This is a genomic window from Stenotrophomonas sp. Ste86 (genome assembly GCF_024519465.1).
Lineage (GTDB): Bacteria > Pseudomonadota > Gammaproteobacteria > Xanthomonadales > Xanthomonadaceae > Stenotrophomonas.
This window is the reverse complement of sequence record NZ_JALJRW010000004.1, coordinates 23,258-40,139: the sequence shown is the minus strand read 5'-3', so window position 1 is coordinate 40,139 and position 16,882 is coordinate 23,258. Positions and strand designations below refer to the sequence as shown.

Annotated in this window: 19 protein-coding genes and 1 pseudogene; 7 read left to right on the top strand and 13 right to left on the bottom strand. The window is 66.2% G+C overall.

Annotated elements, in window-relative coordinates; translation table 11 throughout:
- Positions 1 to 54: 54 nt before the first annotated feature.
- Positions 55 to 537: a glutathione peroxidase gene (locus NR101_RS05420; RefSeq protein WP_256775568.1), complete on the top strand. Its 483-nt coding sequence runs from the start codon at positions 55 to 57 to the stop codon at positions 535 to 537.
- 181 nt (positions 538 to 718) lie between these two features.
- On the opposite strand, the gene NR101_RS05415 is transcribed toward NR101_RS05420, so the two are convergent.
- The 4 genes from NR101_RS05415 to NR101_RS05400 form a co-directional block, all read right to left on the bottom strand.
- Positions 719 to 1,498, bottom strand: a complete 780-nt coding sequence (locus tag NR101_RS05415) for a ferredoxin--NADP reductase (RefSeq protein WP_256775567.1) — start codon at positions 1,496 to 1,498, stop codon at positions 719 to 721.
- A 95-nt stretch (positions 1,499 to 1,593) separates the two neighbouring features.
- Positions 1,594 to 3,465: an ABC transporter ATP-binding protein gene (locus tag NR101_RS05410; RefSeq protein ID WP_256775566.1), complete on the bottom strand. Its 1,872-nt coding sequence runs from the start codon at positions 3,463 to 3,465 to the stop codon at positions 1,594 to 1,596.
- Positions 3,466 to 3,811: 346 nt separating this feature from the next.
- Positions 3,812 to 4,255 carry a carboxymuconolactone decarboxylase family protein gene (locus NR101_RS05405; protein ID WP_256775565.1) on the bottom strand — a complete coding sequence of 148 codons (444 nt, stop codon included), beginning with the start codon at positions 4,253 to 4,255 and terminating at the stop codon, positions 3,812 to 3,814.
- A gap of 36 nt (positions 4,256 to 4,291) precedes the next feature.
- A complete protein-coding gene (locus NR101_RS05400; protein WP_256775564.1) occupies positions 4,292 to 5,188 on the bottom strand; it encodes an RNA polymerase sigma-70 factor in 897 nt (298 codons plus the stop codon).
- Positions 5,189 to 5,344: 156 nt separating this feature from the next.
- On the opposite strand from NR101_RS05400, the gene NR101_RS05395 reads away from it, so the two are divergent.
- Positions 5,345 to 6,862 carry a fumarate hydratase gene (locus NR101_RS05395; RefSeq protein ID WP_256775563.1) on the top strand — a complete coding sequence of 506 codons (1,518 nt, stop codon included), beginning with the start codon at positions 5,345 to 5,347 and terminating at the stop codon, positions 6,860 to 6,862.
- 69 nt (positions 6,863 to 6,931) lie between these two features.
- Here NR101_RS05395 and NR101_RS05390 read toward each other — a convergent pair whose 3' ends face one another.
- Positions 6,932 to 7,567, bottom strand: a complete 636-nt coding sequence (locus tag NR101_RS05390) for a LysE family translocator (protein ID WP_256775562.1) — start codon at positions 7,565 to 7,567, stop codon at positions 6,932 to 6,934.
- 160 nt (positions 7,568 to 7,727) lie between these two features.
- Between NR101_RS05390 and NR101_RS05385 the strand changes: the two genes are divergently transcribed.
- Positions 7,728 to 8,363 carry a glutathione S-transferase family protein gene (locus tag NR101_RS05385; protein WP_256775561.1) on the top strand — a complete coding sequence of 212 codons (636 nt, stop codon included), beginning with the start codon at positions 7,728 to 7,730 and terminating at the stop codon, positions 8,361 to 8,363.
- Positions 8,364 to 8,436: 73 nt separating this feature from the next.
- Positions 8,437 to 8,784 carry a hypothetical protein gene (locus tag NR101_RS05380; protein WP_256775560.1) on the top strand — a complete coding sequence of 116 codons (348 nt, stop codon included), beginning with the start codon at positions 8,437 to 8,439 and terminating at the stop codon, positions 8,782 to 8,784.
- A gap of 17 nt (positions 8,785 to 8,801) precedes the next feature.
- Here NR101_RS05380 and arsC read toward each other — a convergent pair whose 3' ends face one another.
- From arsC to NR101_RS05365, 3 genes are all read right to left on the bottom strand, one after another.
- A complete protein-coding gene (gene arsC, locus NR101_RS05375) occupies positions 8,802 to 9,155 on the bottom strand; it encodes an arsenate reductase (glutaredoxin) (RefSeq protein WP_256775559.1) in 354 nt (117 codons plus the stop codon).
- The gene (locus NR101_RS05370) at positions 9,155 to 10,321 is read right to left on the bottom strand and encodes a phospholipase A (RefSeq protein WP_256775558.1); all 1,167 of its coding nucleotides are present in this window, start codon (positions 10,319 to 10,321) and stop codon (positions 9,155 to 9,157) included. The genes arsC and NR101_RS05370 overlap by 1 nt, the downstream gene beginning before the upstream one ends.
- Before the next feature lie 139 nt (positions 10,322 to 10,460).
- Positions 10,461 to 10,946, bottom strand: a complete 486-nt coding sequence (locus NR101_RS05365; protein WP_256775557.1) for a DUF456 domain-containing protein — start codon at positions 10,944 to 10,946, stop codon at positions 10,461 to 10,463.
- 232 nt (positions 10,947 to 11,178) lie between these two features.
- Between NR101_RS05365 and NR101_RS05360 the strand changes: the two are divergent.
- Positions 11,179 to 11,382: pseudogene (locus tag NR101_RS05360) on the top strand (cold-shock protein).
- A gap of 87 nt (positions 11,383 to 11,469) precedes the next feature.
- Here NR101_RS05360 and NR101_RS05355 read toward each other — a convergent pair.
- Together NR101_RS05355 and NR101_RS05350 are read right to left on the bottom strand one after the other, a co-directional pair.
- Positions 11,470 to 11,964, bottom strand: a complete 495-nt coding sequence (locus NR101_RS05355; RefSeq protein ID WP_256775556.1) for a glycine zipper 2TM domain-containing protein — start codon at positions 11,962 to 11,964, stop codon at positions 11,470 to 11,472.
- A 118-nt stretch (positions 11,965 to 12,082) separates the two neighbouring features.
- Positions 12,083 to 12,520, bottom strand: a complete 438-nt coding sequence (locus tag NR101_RS05350) for a hypothetical protein (protein WP_256775555.1) — start codon at positions 12,518 to 12,520, stop codon at positions 12,083 to 12,085.
- Positions 12,521 to 12,611: 91 nt separating this feature from the next.
- Between NR101_RS05350 and NR101_RS05345 the strand changes: the two genes are divergently transcribed.
- The gene (locus NR101_RS05345; protein ID WP_256775554.1) at positions 12,612 to 13,415 is read left to right on the top strand and encodes a tRNA threonylcarbamoyladenosine dehydratase; all 804 of its coding nucleotides are present in this window, start codon (positions 12,612 to 12,614) and stop codon (positions 13,413 to 13,415) included.
- Positions 13,416 to 13,445: 30 nt separating this feature from the next.
- On the opposite strand, the gene NR101_RS05340 is transcribed toward NR101_RS05345, so the two are convergent.
- Positions 13,446 to 14,318, bottom strand: coding sequence for a LysR family transcriptional regulator (locus NR101_RS05340; protein ID WP_256775553.1), 873 nt, complete (start codon positions 14,316 to 14,318; stop codon positions 13,446 to 13,448).
- A 97-nt stretch (positions 14,319 to 14,415) separates the two neighbouring features.
- Here NR101_RS05340 and NR101_RS05335 point away from each other — a divergent pair, with 97 nt between their 5' ends.
- A complete protein-coding gene (locus NR101_RS05335) occupies positions 14,416 to 15,819 on the top strand; it encodes an MFS transporter (protein WP_256775552.1) in 1,404 nt (467 codons plus the stop codon).
- On the opposite strand, the gene NR101_RS05330 is transcribed toward NR101_RS05335, so the two are convergent.
- Both NR101_RS05330 and NR101_RS05325 read right to left on the bottom strand, forming a co-directional pair.
- Positions 15,793 to 16,566, bottom strand: a complete 774-nt coding sequence (locus NR101_RS05330; protein ID WP_256775551.1) for a TatD family hydrolase — start codon at positions 16,564 to 16,566, stop codon at positions 15,793 to 15,795. The genes NR101_RS05335 and NR101_RS05330 overlap by 27 nt on opposite strands.
- Positions 16,563 to 16,787 carry a DUF6116 family protein gene (locus tag NR101_RS05325; RefSeq protein WP_256775550.1) on the bottom strand — a complete coding sequence of 75 codons (225 nt, stop codon included), beginning with the start codon at positions 16,785 to 16,787 and terminating at the stop codon, positions 16,563 to 16,565. The genes NR101_RS05330 and NR101_RS05325 overlap by 4 nt, the downstream gene beginning before the upstream one ends.
- Between the last annotated feature and the right edge of the window lie 95 nt (positions 16,788 to 16,882).

Sequence of the window (16,882 nt, the reverse complement as noted above, 5' to 3'; positions counted from 1 at the left end):
CAGCCCCACACCCCCACGGCGCTAAGATGATCCCCTTCCACCGGAGCCTTTCCCATGACCAGCGCATTCGATTTCTCGTTCGTGGACCTCACCGGCCAGCCACAGCCGCTGGAGCAGTACCGGGGCAAGGTGCTGCTGGTGGTCAACGTGGCCAGCAAGTGCGGCTTCACCCCGCAGTACGAGGGGCTGGAGGCGTTGTGGCGGGAGTACGCGGCACGCGGGCTGGTGGTGATCGGGTTCCCGTGCGATCAGTTCGGGCACCAGGAGCCGGGCAACGCCGACGAGATCCGCAATTTCTGCTCGTTGACCTACGCGGTCGATTTCCCGCTGTCGGACAAGGTGGACGTCAACGGCGAGGGCGCGCATCCGCTGTGGCAGTGGCTCAAGGCGGAGAAGTCCGGGCTGCTGGGCACGCGCGGGATCAAGTGGAACTTCAGCAAGTTCCTGGTCGGGCGCGATGGGCAGGTGCTGGAACGCTATGCGCCGACCGACAAGCCGGAATCGCTGCGCGGGGATATCGAGGCGGCGCTGGGGTGATACGGGCACTCGCCCCCGCCTGATCGCGGCAAGGTAGTGCCGGCCGCTGGCCGGCTCCTCGCAGACATGGATCGTGGAAGGCTTCAGCCACGCATGGCGTGGCTCTACCGGGTGGCGAATGGGTGCGTGGAAGGCTTCAGCCACGCGTGGCGTGGCTCTACCTTCGGTGCGCCATTCGCGCTTACTTCTCGACGAACGCGCGCTCGAAGACGTAGTGGCCCGGGGTGCCGATGCGCGGGGAGGTCTGGAAGCCGCGGCTGTCCAGCACGGTGCGCAGGTCGGCCAGCATCTGCGGGCTGCCGCAGATCATGGCGCGGTCGTTTTCCGGATCCAGCGGCGGCAGGCCGAGGGTCTTCTGCATTTCACCGCTTTCCATCAACGAGGTCAGGCGACCCTGGTTGGGGAACGCCTCACGGGTGACGGCCGGGTAGTACAGCAGCTTGTCGCCGATCATCTCGCCGAGGAATTCGTGCTCGCGCAGTTCCTTCTCGAACAGGTCGCGGTAAGCCAGGTCCTTTTCGTAACGCACGCCGTGGGTGAGGATCACCTTGTCGAAGCGCTCGTAGGTTTCCGGGTCCTTGATCACCGACAGCCACGGCGCCAGGCCGGTGCCGGTGCCCAGCAGGTACAGGTGCTTGCCCGGGTGCAGGTCGCTGATCAGCAGGGTGCCGGTGGGCTTCTTGCCGACCAGGACCTTGTCGCCCGGCTTGATGTGCTGCAGGCGCGAGGTCAGCGGGCCGTCCTGGACCTTGATGCTGAAGAACTCCAGGTTCTCTTCCCAGTTGGCGCTGGCAATGGAATACGCGCGCAGCAACGGGCGTGCCTCGGTTTCCAGGCCGATCATCACGAACTGGCCGTTATCGAAGCGGAAGCCGCTGTCGCGGGTCGTGGTGAAGCTGAAGTAGGCGTCGGTCCAGTGACGGACCTCAAGCACCGTTTCGGCGCCGAAAGCGGAAGACATGGGGGTGGGGGTCTGATCTGTTTTGTCCCGTCCAGTTTATCTCAAATGAGATAAATTCTCATTGACTGGCCGGAAAGGCTTGTGGAGTGGGGGTTTCAACGGTACCCGGCCGCTTGCAGCTCGAACAATTCGGCGTAACGGCCCCCCTGGGTCATCAGTTCGGCATGGGTACCGCTGGCCTCGATCCGGCCGCCGGCCAGCACCAGAATGCGGTCGGCCATGCGTACCGAGGAGAAGCGGTGCGAGATCAGTACGGCGGTGCGCTGGTCGGACAGTTCCTTGAAGCGCTGGAACACCTCGAATTCGCTGCGCGCGTCCAGTGCGGCGGTTGGCTCATCGAGGATCATGACCTGTGCATCGCGCATGTAGGCGCGGGCGATGGCGATCTTCTGCCATTGCCCGCCGGACAGGTCCACGCCCTGCTTGAAGCGTCGGCCGATCAGCTGGTCGTAGCCGTTTGGCAGCGCGTTGATCACCTCATCGGCCATGCCGCGGCGGGCGGCGTCGCGGATGCGCGCATCGTCGGTCATTGCTTCGACCAGGCCGACGCCGATGTTCTCGCCCGCGCTCAGGTTGTAGCGCACGAAGTCCTGGAAGATCACGCCCATGTTGGCGCGCAGGTCATCCAGGTCGTAGTCGCGCAGGTCGCGCCCGTCGAGCAGGATGCGGCCTTCGTCCGGGTCATACAGGCGTGCCAGCAGCTTCACCAGCGTGGTCTTGCCGGCGCCGTTCTCGCCGACCAGCGCCAGCACTTCGCCGGCGCGCAGTTCGAAATCCAGGTGGCGCACCGCCCAGTTTTCCGCATCGGGGTAACGAAAGCCGACGTTCTCGAACACGAAGCCGTCAGTGATCGGCTGCGGGATCGCCACCGCATCGGTGCGCGAGTGGATCTCCGGCTGGATCTGGAAGAACGAGAACAGATCGTCCAGGTACAGCGCCTGCCCGGCCACCTGCGAGAAGCCGATCAGCAGCCCTTCCAGCAACTGGCGCAGGCGCAGGAAGCTGCCGGCCAGGAAGGTCAGGTCGCCGATCGAAAAATCGCCGCGCACGGTGCGCCACGCGATGTAGGCATACGCGGTGTAATAGCCCAGCGTGCCGAGCGCGGCCAGCAAGGTGCCCCAGAACGCGCGCTTGCGTGCCAACGCCCGGTTGGCGTGGAAGAACTTGTCGGCCAGGAACTTGTAGCGCTCGATCAGGAAGCGGTGCAGGTTGAAGATCTTCACCTCCTTGGCCGTTTCCACGCTGGCGCCGATCTGGCGCAGGTAATCGAGCTGGCGGCGCTCGGGCGTCCACTGGAAGTTGAGCGAGTAGCCGGCCGCGTTGAAGTGCGATTCGCCGATGAAGGCCGGCACCAGCGCCACCGCCAGCAGCAGGATCAGCCACGGCGCGTACACCAGCAGGCCCACCGCCAGGCTGGCCACGGTGATGGCGTCCTGCACCTGGCCGAACAGCTGGCTCATCAGGTTCATCCGGCCCATGGTCTGGCGCCGCGCGCGGTCCAGCTTGTCCTGCAGGTCCGGGTCTTCGAAGTCTTCCAGGTCCAGTTCGGCGGCGTGCTCCATCAGCCGCACGCTGGTGACGTTGGTGAACAGTTCCGAGAGCAGGCTGTCGGCGTAGTTCACCGCGCGGCCCAGCAGGTCGGAGACGATCGCCAGGCCGAACTCCAGTGCGAGCAGGCCGAGTAGTGGATTGAGCAGGCCGCTGGACAGTGCCTCGCCGAACGGCGGGAAGCCGGCTTCGTGCTGGCTCAGGTGCAGCGCCGCGTCGATGATCAATTTGCCCACGTACAACATCGCCACCGGCAGCAACGCACGGATCAGGCGCAGGCCCAGGCTGGCACTGGCCAGGCCGGGGCTGGTCTGCCACACCTGGCGCAGGAACGGGGGCAGGTTGCGCATCGCCTGGAAGCGTTCGCGCAGGCTGGGATTCTTCTGGCCGGGCGCACCGGCAGCGGGGGAGGCGGGCATGCCGCTATTGTGCGCGCCCGTGCCGTGGCGGAGGGATGAATGCGTTGCACGCCACGACACCAAAGCGCGCACTTATCTCAACCGGTGGGTGCCGACCGTTGGTCGGCACGCCGCAGCACGGCAATCACACGGTAGGTGCCGGCCGTTGGTCGGCACACCGCAGCACGGCAATCACACGGTGGGTGACGACCGTTGGTCGGCACACCGCAGCACGGCAATCACACGGTAGTGCCGGCCGCTGGCCGGCTCCGCGGGTTGGTTGGAGGTTCGTGGAGCCGGCCAGCGGCCGGCACTACCGGGGCGGGATGGGTGTACGGAGAGCCGGCCAGCGGCCGGCACTACGGGGTTACGGCAGCGGCGGCAGCAGCCCGGCGCCCAGCCGGTTCCAGGCATTGATCACGGCCACGCCCACGCTCAGGTCGCTGATGCCTTTTTCATCGAAGTGCGGCGCCAGCGCATCGAACGCAGCGTCCGAGGGCGCGCCGTCGGGCAGCCGGGTCAGTGCTTCGGCCCAGCCCAGCGCGGCGCGTTCGCGCGCATCGAAGAAACGGCTTTCGTGCCACGCCGGCAGCGTATCGAGCTTGCGCGGCTCGATCCCGCCCTTGCGCAATGCCGTGCCATGCATGTCCATGCAGTAACCACAGCCGTTGATCTGCGAGACGCGCAGGAACACCAGCTCCATCAGCGTCGGATCGATCGAGCTGTCATGCACGGCCTTGCTGGTGGCCAGCAGGCCTTTGATGGCCTCGTTGGCCAGACGGAAATAGGGAACGCGGGGCGAAGTGGACATCGGACGACTCCATGACGGCCACATCGGCCGTCTTCATCAGGAGGACGTGCCCACATCGCCGGCTGTGACAAGCGCGGTCAGTTTTTCCGGATTGAGCACGCTCAGCACCTGCGCAATGCGCTCGCCATCGATGCTGACCAGGGTGATCGAGTGCAGCTGCGCACCCTGGAAACGCAGGATGGCCGGCTCGCCGTTGACGTAGCCGATCCGTGCCGGATGCGCGCCGTTGCGCCGGGCGATGGCCCAGTAGAGCTGCGCGATGCGCTCGGCGCCGAGCAGTGGTCGGATCGCCGCGGTGACCCGACCACCACCGTCGGACACCATCGCCGCATTGGCGTGCAGCAGCGACAGGATCGCGGCCTGGTCGCCACGCTGGGAGGCATCCATGAAGCGGGTCAGCAGATCGCGGTGCTGCTCGGGCGAGGCATCGAAGCGCGGCTTGCCGGCCTGCAGCCGCTGGCGCGCGCGATGCACCAGCTGGCGGCAGTTGGCCGGGCTGTGGTCCAGCAGCGGGGCGATCTCGGGGTAGTCGTAGTCGAACACGTCCTTGAGCAGGAACGCGGCGCGCTCGTCCGGTTTCAGCTGCTCCAGCAGGGCCAGGAAGGCCACCGAGACCTCGTCGGCCAGCGCGTGCCGCTGCGCCGGGTCGTGCAGCGGATCGGGATCGAGCGCGATTTCCAGCGGTTCGGGGAGCCACGGCCCCACGTACTGAACCCGGGCATTGCGTACGGCCCGCAGCCGGTCCAGCCCCAGCCGCGTGGTGGCGGTGACCAGCCAGCCCTCCGGGTCGCGGATCGCGGCAGTGTCGGCGCCTTGCCAGCGCAGCCAGGCGTCCTGGACGATGTCCTCGGCGTCGCTGCGACTGCCCAGCAGGCGGTAGGCCAGGGCGAACAGGCGGGGGCGGTGGGTCTGGAAGATATCGGTCGGGGTCATGCCGGGAGGACGCCGCAGGGCGGGCCGCTGTGACAGGGGGCTGGGCGACCACTGTGCACCAGATGCCGTGGCCGCGAGCGATTCTCAACGCGGCCGGGCCGTAGTTGTTAAAATCGGCGGTTCAACCCCCGCCAGCCTCCAGCAAGCGAGCAAGTCGTGACATCGATCAAGCAGGAAGACCTCATCCAGTCCATCGCCGACGCGCTGCAGTACATCTCGTACTACCACCCGGTCGATTACATCAAGAGCCTGGCCGCCGCCTACGAGCGCGAGGAATCGCCGGCCGCGAAGGAAGCGATGGCCCAGATCCTGATCAATTCCCGCATGTGCGCCGAAGGCCACCGGCCGATCTGCCAGGACACCGGCATCGTCACCGTGTTCCTGGAAATCGGCATGAACGTGCGTTGGGACGATGCCACGATGGGCGTGGAAGACATGGCCAACGAGGGCGTGCGCCGCGCCTACAACTACCCGGACAACAAGCTGCGCGCCTCGGTGCTGGCCGATCCGGCCGGCAAGCGCATCAACACCAAGGACAACACCCCGGGCGTGGTCAACGTCAAGGTCGTGCCGGGCGACACCGTGGAGGTGATCGTCGCCGCCAAGGGCGGTGGGTCGGAAGCCAAGAGCAAGTTCGCCATGCTCAATCCGTCCGACTCGATCGTGGACTGGGTGCTCAAGACCGTGCCGACCATGGGCGCCGGCTGGTGCCCGCCGGGCATGCTCGGCATCGGCATCGGCGGCACCGCTGAAAAGGCGATGCTGCTGGCCAAGGAATCGCTGATGGAGCCGATCGACATCAACGAGCTGAAGGCCCGAGGCGCGTCCAATCGTGCCGAAGAACTGCGCCTGGAGCTGTTCGACAAGGTCAACGCGCTGGGCATCGGTGCGCAGGGCCTGGGCGGCCTGACCACCGTGCTGGACATCAAGGTGAAAGACTTCCCGACCCACGCGGCCAACCTGCCGGTGGCGATGATCCCCAACTGCGCGGCCACCCGCCATGCGCACTTCACCCTGGACGGCAGCGGCCCGGTGATGCTCGATCCGCCGTCGCTGGAAGACTGGCCGCAGATCACCTATGACGCCTCCAAGGGCACCCGCGTCGATCTGGACACCATCACCCCGGAAGACGTCGCCAGCTGGAAACCCGGCCAGACCCTGCTGCTCAACGGCAAGCTGCTGACCGGCCGCGACGCCGCGCACAAGCGCATGGTGGACATGCTCAACAAGGGCGAGCCGCTGCCGGTCGACCTCAAGGGCCGTTTCATCTACTACGTCGGCCCGGTCGATCCGGTGCGCGATGAAGTAGTGGGTCCGGCCGGTCCGACCACCGCCACCCGCATGGACAAGTTCACCCGCCAGGTGTTGGAGCAGACCGGCCTGCTGGGCATGGTCGGCAAGGCCGAGCGTGGCCCGGCGGCGATCGAGGCGATCCGGGACAACAAATCGGCCTACCTGATGGCGGTCGGTGGTTCGGCCTACCTGGTATCCAAGGCGATCAAGGCCGCCAAGGTGGTCGGCTTTGCCGACCTGGGCATGGAAGCCATCTACGAGTTCACCGTGCAGGACATGCCGGTGACCGTGGCGGTGGATTCCACCGGCGAATCGGTGCACATCACCGGCCCGCGCGAATGGCAGGCCCGCATCGGCAAGATCCCGGTGGTGGTGGCCTGACCCGGTAGATATCGACCGCTGGTCGGTATCGCATCAAAAAAAGACGGCGCCGCAAGGCGCCGTTCTTCGTTACCGGCGCGCGTCCACCAGCATCCGCACCGCCAGCGCGCCCAGCACCGTGCCCATCAGCCCACGCTGCACTGCCTGCCAGCGCGGACGACGCGCCAGGAACGCGGCGATGCTGCCGGCGGCCAGCACGATCAATGCATTGACGCTGACGCTGGTGGCGATCTGCACCAGCCCCAGCGCCACCGATTGCGCCATCACGCTGCCATGCCCGTGCGGCTGGATGAACTGCGGCAGCAACGACAGGTACATCACCGCGATCTTCGGATTGAGCAGCGAGGTGAACAGGCCCATCGCGAACAGGCGGCGCGGGCTGTCCGATGCCAGCGCGCGAAGCTGGAACGGCGAACGTCCGCCCGGGCGCAGAGCCTGCCAGGCCAGGTACAGCAGGTACAACGCGCCGGCGATGCGCAGCGCGTCGTAGGCATGCGGAACGGCCATCAACAGCGCGGTGATGCCCAGCGCGGCGCACAACAGGTAGACGAGAAAGCCGAGTGCCACCCCGCCCAGCGAGATCAGCCCCGCCACGCGCCCCTGGCAGATCGATCGTGACACCAGGTAGATCATGTTCGGCCCGGGCGTCAGTACCATGCCCAGCGAGATCAGGCCGAAGGCAAGCAGGTTGGCGGGATCGGCCATGGGCGTGCACTCGGCGCAATGAAGATGCGCGGCATGCTATGCCCCGAGCGCACCGTCCGACAGCCACAGTGACGCCGCAGGGAGCCAGGCATCTGTATCCATGGTCTGCGCTCGGCGGCGAGTGCATAATCTGGGGCTTCCCACGACAGGTGCGGCGTGCATGGCCATTACGTTGTACGGATCGACCAGCACCGCCTCGCTGGTGGTGCATTGGCTGCTGCTGGAACTGGAGGTGCCGCACGAACTGGTGCTGCTCGACTTCGACACGCGGCAGCAGAAATCGGCCGAGTACCTCGCCCTGAACCCGGCCGGCGTAGTGCCCACGCTGGTGATGGGGGATCAGGTCCTGACCGAGGCGGCGGCCATCGCACTGCACCTGGCCGATCTGCATCCGCAGGCCGGGTTGCTGCCCGTGCCGGGCACGCCCTTGCGCGGCGAAGCCTACCGATGGATGTTCTGGTGCGCCAATACCGTGCAGCCAGCGTATCGCGCGTGGTTCTACGCGCACGAGATGGCCGGCGCGGACAATGCCGAGGCCACACGGCAGCACGCGCGTGAACGCCTCGAAGCGGCCTGGCAACGGCTGTCCGACCATCTGCAGGCCGGCGGTCCGTACATGTTGGGAGCGCAGCTGAGCGTGGTCGATTTCATGTTGGTGATGCTGCTGCGCTGGTCGCGCAACATGCCCACGCCGAGCGATCACTGGCCGGTGCTCAAGGCGTACGCCGACCGGCTCAAGGCGCGCCCGGCCTTCATCGAGGTCTACCGACGCGAAGGCATCACCGACTGGCGCTGATGTCACCCGGTTCTGGACCGCGCACGGGCCTGATAAAGTCGCACGTGACACGTTTCCAACCAGGAGTGACACCATGCCAAGGATGCTCTACGTGGCTGCGCTGGCGCTGCTGCTGACTGCCTGCAGCAGCGATGGCGACAGCTATTCCGCACCGAGCCTGCGCGAGGTCACCGCGGCCAACCAGTGCATGGACCAATGCCAGCGCCAGCACGACAGCTGCATGACCCGCCGGTCGGGATTTGGCAGCGGCGACCGCTGTGGTACCGGCGTGGCCACGCAGCGCGACGCGCGCTGCGAGAAGCTGGACAACCCCGAGCTACGGCGTTCCTGCGAGGCCAGTAACGATTACTGCCGCAACCGACTGCCGGCGCTGGCCTGCGGCGAGAACCGCAGCCGCTGCATGGCTGCCTGCGGCGGCTGATCGCCTCTACCCGCGTACTACGCGGGCAGGATGTCCAGCACCGTTTCCGGTGGGCGGCACAGGCGCACGCCTTTCGGGGTACGCACGATCGGACGGTTGATCAGCTCGGGATGGCGCAGCATCGCCTCGATCAATGCGCCGTCGTCCAGTGCGGGGTCAGCCAACTGGAGCGCCGCATAGGCTGTTTCCTTGTCCCGCAGCAGCGCGCGTGCGCCGCATCCCATCGCCTCGATCAAGGCCTGCAGCGTGGCCCGATCGGGCGGGTCCTTCAGGTATTCGATCACCGTCGGTTCGATGCCATGCTCGCGCAGGATCTGCAACGCCCCGCGCGAGTTGCTGCAGCGCGGGTTGTGCCAGATCGTCACCGCCATCAATACCATTCCAGCAGCGACACGCCCACGCCGATGTAGGTCGCCTTGTGGTTGTAGTCGATCATGCTTTCGCCATACCCATCGAACACCTGCACATGGCCGCGCAGCAGGTTGCTGATCGGGAAGCCGTAGTCCAGCTGCACCGCGCCGTGCGAACGGTCACCGCCGCGCAGCGAGTGGCGCGCCATCAGTGACACTTCGTGGCCGTTGCGGTTCCAGGTCAGGGTCGCGTCGCCACGTCCCATGTAATCCTCGATATCCGGATTGTTGTCGTCCTTGCGGTCTTCCGGCAGGCGGTACCACGGACGCAGCACCAACGCCCAGTTTTCGCGGTCCAGGCCGATCGTGGCGATCACCCGGTTCCAGCTGCGCGACAACGGATCGGGGCGGCCGTTGGACATGTGGTTGAGGCTGATCCCGCTCATGCGCCCGCGCCAGCCCCCGATCGAGTAGCCGTTGCGGAACATCATCATGATTTCCGGCTCGTAGTTGGTCTCGCGGAACGGCCGGGAATTCTCGGCGTTGTAGGCCTGCCAGCGCGAGCTCTGGGTATAGCCTGCCCAGATGTCGCCGTTGTCGCCGAACAGGTTTTCCACCACCTTGGTCTTGAAGCTGAGCTGGAACTTCAGCTCGTTGCTGTCCAGCAGCTGCGGGGTGGTGACGGTGTTGGCCGGATTGGGCGACTGCGGGGTCTGGTTCTTGTCGCTGGTCCAGAACGCCGGCAGCAGGTAGACCGGCTTGTAGGCGCGCAGCTGGAAGGCCCCCAGCTTGGAGTCCTGCGCCAGTTCCCAGCGGCTGTCCAGCAGCGAGCCCTTGCCGGCATTGGCCAGCGCATCCTCATGGCCATCGCTTTTGAACAGTTCGCCCAGGCGCTGCTTGGCACGCTGCGTGGCCGGCGCATCGGCATCGGCGGTGCGCGCGGCCTGGCGCTCCTCGCGACGGGCCTGCTGCGCGGCCACGGCCGCGGCGTCGGCGGCCACGGTGACGCCGCGGGTGTGGCCGAACAGCGTGTCGTAGCAGGCCAGGCGCGCCGCGTCGGTATCGACCAGCGCGCAGGCTTCCGGCGAGGCCGGGGTCGGTGCGGCTTCCTGCGCCGCCAGCGGCAAGCTGGGGCTGGCCAGGGCCAAGGCGGTGAACAGGGCGGAGCGGGGGCGCAGGAGGGTCATGAAAGCAGGCCAGGTGGCAAAATGAATGGGGTAGCAGGACAGTGTGGCCGCTGGCGGCCGTTCCTGCCAGCGCAACGATGTGGTTCTCCCCGGGCGTTATGCCCGGCAATGGCGTGCGCAGGGTGTGAAAACAGGCTGTTCAGACCAGCCAGGCGAACGCGAACAGCCCGAGCATGGCCACCACCAGCGCCATTTTCAGCGCCACCCCGAGCAGGATGCCCAGCCAGGTGGCGAAGCCCACCTTGGTCGAACGCCCCAGTTCACGGGTGTGCCAGTACTCGCCGGCCAGCGCGCCGAGCAGTGGCCCGGCCAGCAGCCCGATCGGCATGAAGAACAGCCCGACGATGCTGCCGATGAACGTGCCCCACAACGCCTTGCCGCTCGCCCCGACCCGTTTGGCCCCGACCACGGTGGCGAGGATGTCCACCGCGAAGGAGAGCAGGGTGAGGATCCCCAGCAGGGTCAGTGGCAGCCAGCCCACGTGGACGAAGCCATCGGCCCAGGCCGCCAGCAGCAGCCCGGCGAAGACCAGGGGGATGCCGGGCAGGGCCGGCAGCACGATCCCTGCAATACCGACCAGCACCAGCAGGACCGCTAGCAGGTTAAAGATGAATGAAGGGTCCATGCTATTCCGTATGGTAGGGGAAATAGGGTTGACAACCGAAAGTATTTGCCAGTTGATTTTTCGTTTTGCTCGGGTTAAGTTGCAGATGCTGAGCTTGGCAAGGTCACCGTGGATCGTGGCCTGATGATGGTAGATCTTCCAGATCCGCTGCATCGATGCACCTCGCTTCCCCCTTGCTGTCAGCCGCCTCTAAGGGCGTATCCAACAACAAGACTGTTAGGGAGTAGCAGAGATGGCAGAGAAGGGCACCGTCAAGTGGTTCAATGACGCCAAGGGTTTCGGTTTCATCAGCCGTGAGAGCGGCGAAGACGTGTTCGTGCACTTCCGCGCGATCGAATCCTAGGGCTTCAAGAGCCTGAAGGAAGGTCAAGCGGTCGAGTTCGAAGTGGTCACCGGCCAGAAGGGCCTGCAGGCGGACAAGGTGAAGCCGCTCTAAGCGGCCACCGGGTTCTGTCTGGTAGCAACACCAAAAGGGCCCGCTTGCGCGGGCCCTTTCTTCATTCTGCGATCAGCGCCAGTGCGATCAGCGCAGGATGACCTTGCCGTTGACCACGCGAACGTAGGTGTTTTCGCGGATGCCGCCGAGGTCGCGCTGGTTGACCACCACGGTGCGGCCGTCATCCATGCGCACGCTGATGTCGAAAGTATCGCTGGTGACGTTCTTCTGGATCTGGTTGCCGGCCAGCGCGCCACCCACCGCGCCTGCGGCGGCGGCGATGTTCTTGTTGCCGCGGCTGCCGCCGGTGTGGTCGGAAATTTCATGGCCGGCAACGGCGCCGACGAGGCCGCCGAGGATGGCGCCGGTCGCCGTCGGGGCGGTGCGGCCCGAAGCGACCTGATTGATCCGGGTCACGATGCCGCAGTCGGCACAGCGGCCGTTGTTGTACCCATTGTTGTAACCGTTGTTGTTGCCGTAACCGTTGTTGTAACCGCTGCTACCGTAGCCGGGCGAAGTGGTCGCGCAGCCGGCCAATGCAACGGTGGCGATGGCAGCGGCGGCGATGAGTTGGATCTTCATGGTGGTTCTCCTGGCCAGAGGGATGGTCGAATGCGTCTGGGGCGCATGCCGCAGATCCTGTCCTGTGTTATGTGAACAGCGCGCCAATCTGACCCTGGCAGGGTGGCTGGCAGATGAATCAGCGGAAATCCTGGTGGCACGCCTTGCAGTCGGTCTGGATTTTTTCCACCACCTTGCCCATGGCCACGCAGTCGGTGGGCGGGGCGGCCAGGGCGGTGTTGAGCGTGGCGCGCAAGGCGCTGGCGTGCTGCTGGAAGCCCTGGCTGTCCTTCAATCCGGGGAAGGCCACGTCCATGTCGTTGGACAGCGAGCGCATCGTCTGCAGGCGCGGCACGCTGTCGGCCAGCGTGCAGCGGTTCTGCGCCTGTGCGGCCTGCAGCAGTTCCACCTGCCGGTTCATCACGTGCATGAGCGCGTCCGGGAACGGATCCTGGCGGGCCTGGATCGCGCGCGAGACCATTACCGTGGCGATCAACCCGACCACCAGGCCGAGCACACCCACGAACAGATAGCGATACGCGGCGGAGGGGCGGCGGGGCGGGGCGGGTTGATTCATGGCGGGCGTCCTTGTGGGTGGCTGAGCCGATCTTACGGTGCGTCCTGTCCATGCGGCGTACGCACGGGGCCGGTGAGGGTAAAATTCGCCCATGAACGACGTACTGCGCGAACGATTTGCCGGCATCGACCGGTTGTATGGAGTGGGCACCGTGGACCTGCTGTCGACCCGCCGGGTGGTGGTGGTCGGCATGGGCGGGGTCGGCTCGTGGGTGGTCGAAGCGCTGGCGCGCACGGCGGTGGGGCACCTGACCCTGATCGATGCCGACGACATCTGCGTGTCCAACACCAACCGCCAGCTGCCGGCGCTGGCCGGCCAATACGGCCGCAACAAGGCCGAGGCGATGGCCGAGCGCTGTCGTGCGATCAACCCGGACATCCAGGTCGATGCGATCGCTTCGTTTCTGACCGTGTCGAACATGGTGGAGCTGCTGGACCGCGATTTCGATCTGGTGATCGACGCCTGCGACAGTTTCCGGGTCAAGGTCGAAACCATCGCCTGGTGCCGCCGCCGCAAGCTGCCGATCCTCACCGTCGGCGCGGCTGGCGGGCGCACCGATCCGACCCTGGTGCGCATCCGCGATGTATCGCGCACCGAGCACGACGCGATGATGGCGTTGATCCGCAAGAAGCTGCGCAGCGATTTCAACTTCCCGAAGAACGCGTCGCGCTACTTCGGTGTGCCGGCGGTGTATTCGCTGGAGAACGTGAAGTACCCGCAGGCCGACGGCAGCGTGTGCGGCATCCGCCCGAACCTCGGCGCGGATGCGGCCTTGAAGCTGGACTGCGGCGCCGGCCTCGGCGCGGCCACCCACATCACCGGCGCGTTCGCCTTTGCGGCAGTGGGCAAGGCGCTGGAAATGCTGATGAAGACGCCGGCAACCGCGAACACGTAGCGCCGACCGTTGGTCGGCTGCGCTGCGCGCCTACACTTCCATCCCAAGACCGGGTCGCGCGGCGATGGCGTCCGCGACGAAATCCATGACGGCTCGCACCGATGCCGAGCGCCGCAGATCGCGGTGTACTACCAGCCAGATATCGCGCGCGAATGGCGCGCCTTCATGGTCCAGCCGCGTCAGCCCGGGGGCTGCATCGCCAAGGAAGCAAGGCAATCCTGCTACGCCAGCCCCGGCCAGCGCTGCGGCCCGATGACTGCTGATGTCGCTGAGTTCGCACCCCACGCGCCGGCTGCCGGCCACGCCCAGTAACCACTGCTGCTGGGGCATGTCTGCGAACTGGGTGTCATACGCAATGAAGGTCCAGTCTTCGGGACGATGCGTGGACACGTAGCCCACGCTGGCATACAGGGCAAAGGGCATGCGCCCGATCTTGCGCACGACGCTGCTGGCTTCGACGGGGCGTACCAGGCGCACCGCCACATCGGCCTCCCGGCGGCTGAGCGATACCTGCTGGGTCTGCGCCGACACGGAAAGCTGAATCCCGGGATGCCCTGCCCTGAAATCGACGAACCGTTCCGCCAGAAGGTGCGCGACCAGGACCGGCGGCGCACTGAGGGTCACTCTGACATCCGTTGCCTCCTGGCTGGCGCGGCTCAAGCGGGCCACGCTGAAGGCGGAGGCTTCCATCAGTTTGGCCTGCTCGTATATCTGTACGCCCATCGAGGTGAGCCGGCACGAGCGCGGTAGGCGCTCGACAAGCGACACCTGGAGCTCGCTCTCCAGCGCGGCGACGCGACGGCTGACCGTGGCATGGTCCACCTGCAGGGCTCTGGCGGCACCGGAAAGGGTGCCTGCGCGGGCAACCGCAAGGAAGTGACGGATATCCTCCCAATCAAACATCTGTGCGTTTTCGCAAGTCTGGAGTGAGGTTTCGGGGAATTTTCGAGCCTAACGTCGGAGCCTAGCATGACCCGTCTCCCTCGCTGGTAGGTACTTCATGACGGTTTCTGCTGCTTCCGCGCGCGGCACGCTTTGGGCTTCGGCATTGGGATTGGTCGTCGTCCTGCTGGACATCAGTGTGGTCAACGTGGCCCTGGATGCGCTGCGGCGTGAATTTTCAACCGATGTGGCCGGTCTGCAGTGGGTTGTCAACGCGTATACCCTGGCGTTTGCGGCATTGCTGCTGACCAGTGGCACGCTCGGCGACCGCTTTGGTGCGCGTCGCCTGTTTCTCTCCGGCCTGGCGGTATTCACGCTGTCATCGGCCGCCTGCGGGCTTGCCGGCAGCCTGGCGGTGTTGGTCGCGGCCCGACTGATCCAAGGCGTGGGCGCAGCGCTGCTGGTGCCCAATTCGCTGGTCATGCTGCGGCAGGCGTATCCCGACAACCGGGCACGTAGCCGCGCGGTCGGATGGTGGGGCGCGCTGGGTGGTGCCTCTCTGGCGGCTGGGCCGGTATTGGGAGGCATACTGGTGACGCACGCAGGCTGGCGAGGCGTATTTCTTGTCAATCTTCCGATCGGCTTGATCGGAATGTACCTGACGCTGCGGCATGCGGCGCCCTCTGGCGGCCGTCATCAGCGCGATCTCGACTGGCGCGGACAGGCGGCTGCGATCCTTGCGCTGGCAGCGATGGCCACGGCGCTGATCGAAGCCGGCCAGCTTGGGTGGCGACATGGGCTGGTGCAAGGTGGCGCGCTGCTGGCCGTCCTCGCGACCCTGGCCTTTCTCCGGATCGAAGCCCGCAGCGCCTCGCCCATGCTGCCATTGACATTGTTCCGTATCCGTACGTTCTCCGTCGTCTCGCTGGCAGGTGTAGCGGTGAATTTTGCGTACTACGGCCTGATTTTCGTCTTCAGCCTGTTCTTCCAGACACAACAGCATCTGTCGCCACAACAGACCGGGCTGGCCTTCCTTCCCATGACGGTGGTGCTGATGGCGGTCAATGTGTTGGCAGGGCGTCTCATTGCACGCGTCGGGCCGAGAGTCCTGATGGTGACCGGGCTGCTGCTGGCGGCGCTCGGTTACCTGTTGTTGATGCCGGTCAGCATCGGGGCCGGGTACGCGCCCTTGATCGTGCCGATGGTGCTGGCGGCCAGCGGAGTGGCGCTGGTGGTGCCGACGATGACCAACGCCACGCTCGCCTCGGTTGACGGGTCGCGAGCAGGCATCGCGTCCAGTGTGCTCAACTGCGCGCGGCAGGTCGGCGGCATGCTCGGGGTCGCCATATTCGGTAATTTGATAGGAAATGGCGCGTCAGATGCCTTCATGCGAGGCATGCACGCATCGATCGGCATTTCGGCAGGACTGCTGGTGTTGGTAGGTGCGCTGTGCTGGTGCGGCATCGGGCGCGGACACCTGCAGCAGTCGGAGGGTTCAGTGGGGATCGGCAAGGCCGAATAGCGCGCGCGCGTTGGCCGTGGTCCGCGCGGCAATCTCCTCGGCCGGCTGCCCGCGCAGCCGCGCCACCGCCTCCAGGATCACCGGCAGCCGCGAAGGCTCGTTGCGTTCGCCACGGATGCCCGCATCCGGCTGGTCCGGTGCGTCGGTTTCCAGCAGCAGCTGTTCCAGCGGCATCTGTGCCACCAGCCGCTGCAACCGCTGCGCACGGTCGTACGTCAATGGGCCGCCCAGTCCCAGCAGGAAACCCAGTTTGTGCAGGTGCGCGGCCTGCTCCGGACTGCCCGGGAAACTGTGGACGACGCCACGCAGCCCGCCCACCTGTCTGATCGCGGCGATCACCGCATCCACCGCACGCCGTGCATGCACGATCACCGGCAGATCGAATTCGCGCGCCAGCCGCAGTTGTCCCACGAAGTACTGCTGCTGCAGCTCCGCATCCAGCCCCTCGACAAAGAAATCCAGCCCGCATTCGCCAACCGCGCACGGGCGCTCACGCTCGATCCAGCCACGCAGTTCGTCAAGATGTTCGGCCCGGTGCTCGGCCAGGAACATCGGGTGCAGCCCGTAGGCCGGATGAAGTCCCTGGGCCATCTGGCAGGTCTGGCGCAGCTTCGGCCAGCTGGCGGCGGTCACCGCTGGCAAGACCTGCGTGCCCACCCCCGCCGCACGCGCCCGCGCAATCACCTCGGGACGGTCGGCATCGAACTCGCCGGCATCAAGGTGGCAATGACTGTCGACCAGGATCACGCGCGGCGCTTGCCCGGCAGGGCCGGCGGCACGGCCGCGCTGCGGTTCTTCCAGTTGGCCAGCAGCAACGTGCCGAGGCCGAGCAGGATCTCGTCCACGAACGGCACCGGATCGGGAATGAACAGGGTCAGCGCGAACAGGCCGGCGGTGAGCTTGAACAAGGTGGGATAGCGCAACCGACGCGCCCATTCCAGCATCGGCAGCAGCAGGGGATTGGCCATGACGCTCTCCTCGGACAGATGCTGTAAACGCTATCACGAGCCCCAGCGACACAGAACCTGAATGGGTAAGGGTGGTGTGCACGCACTGTGGAGAT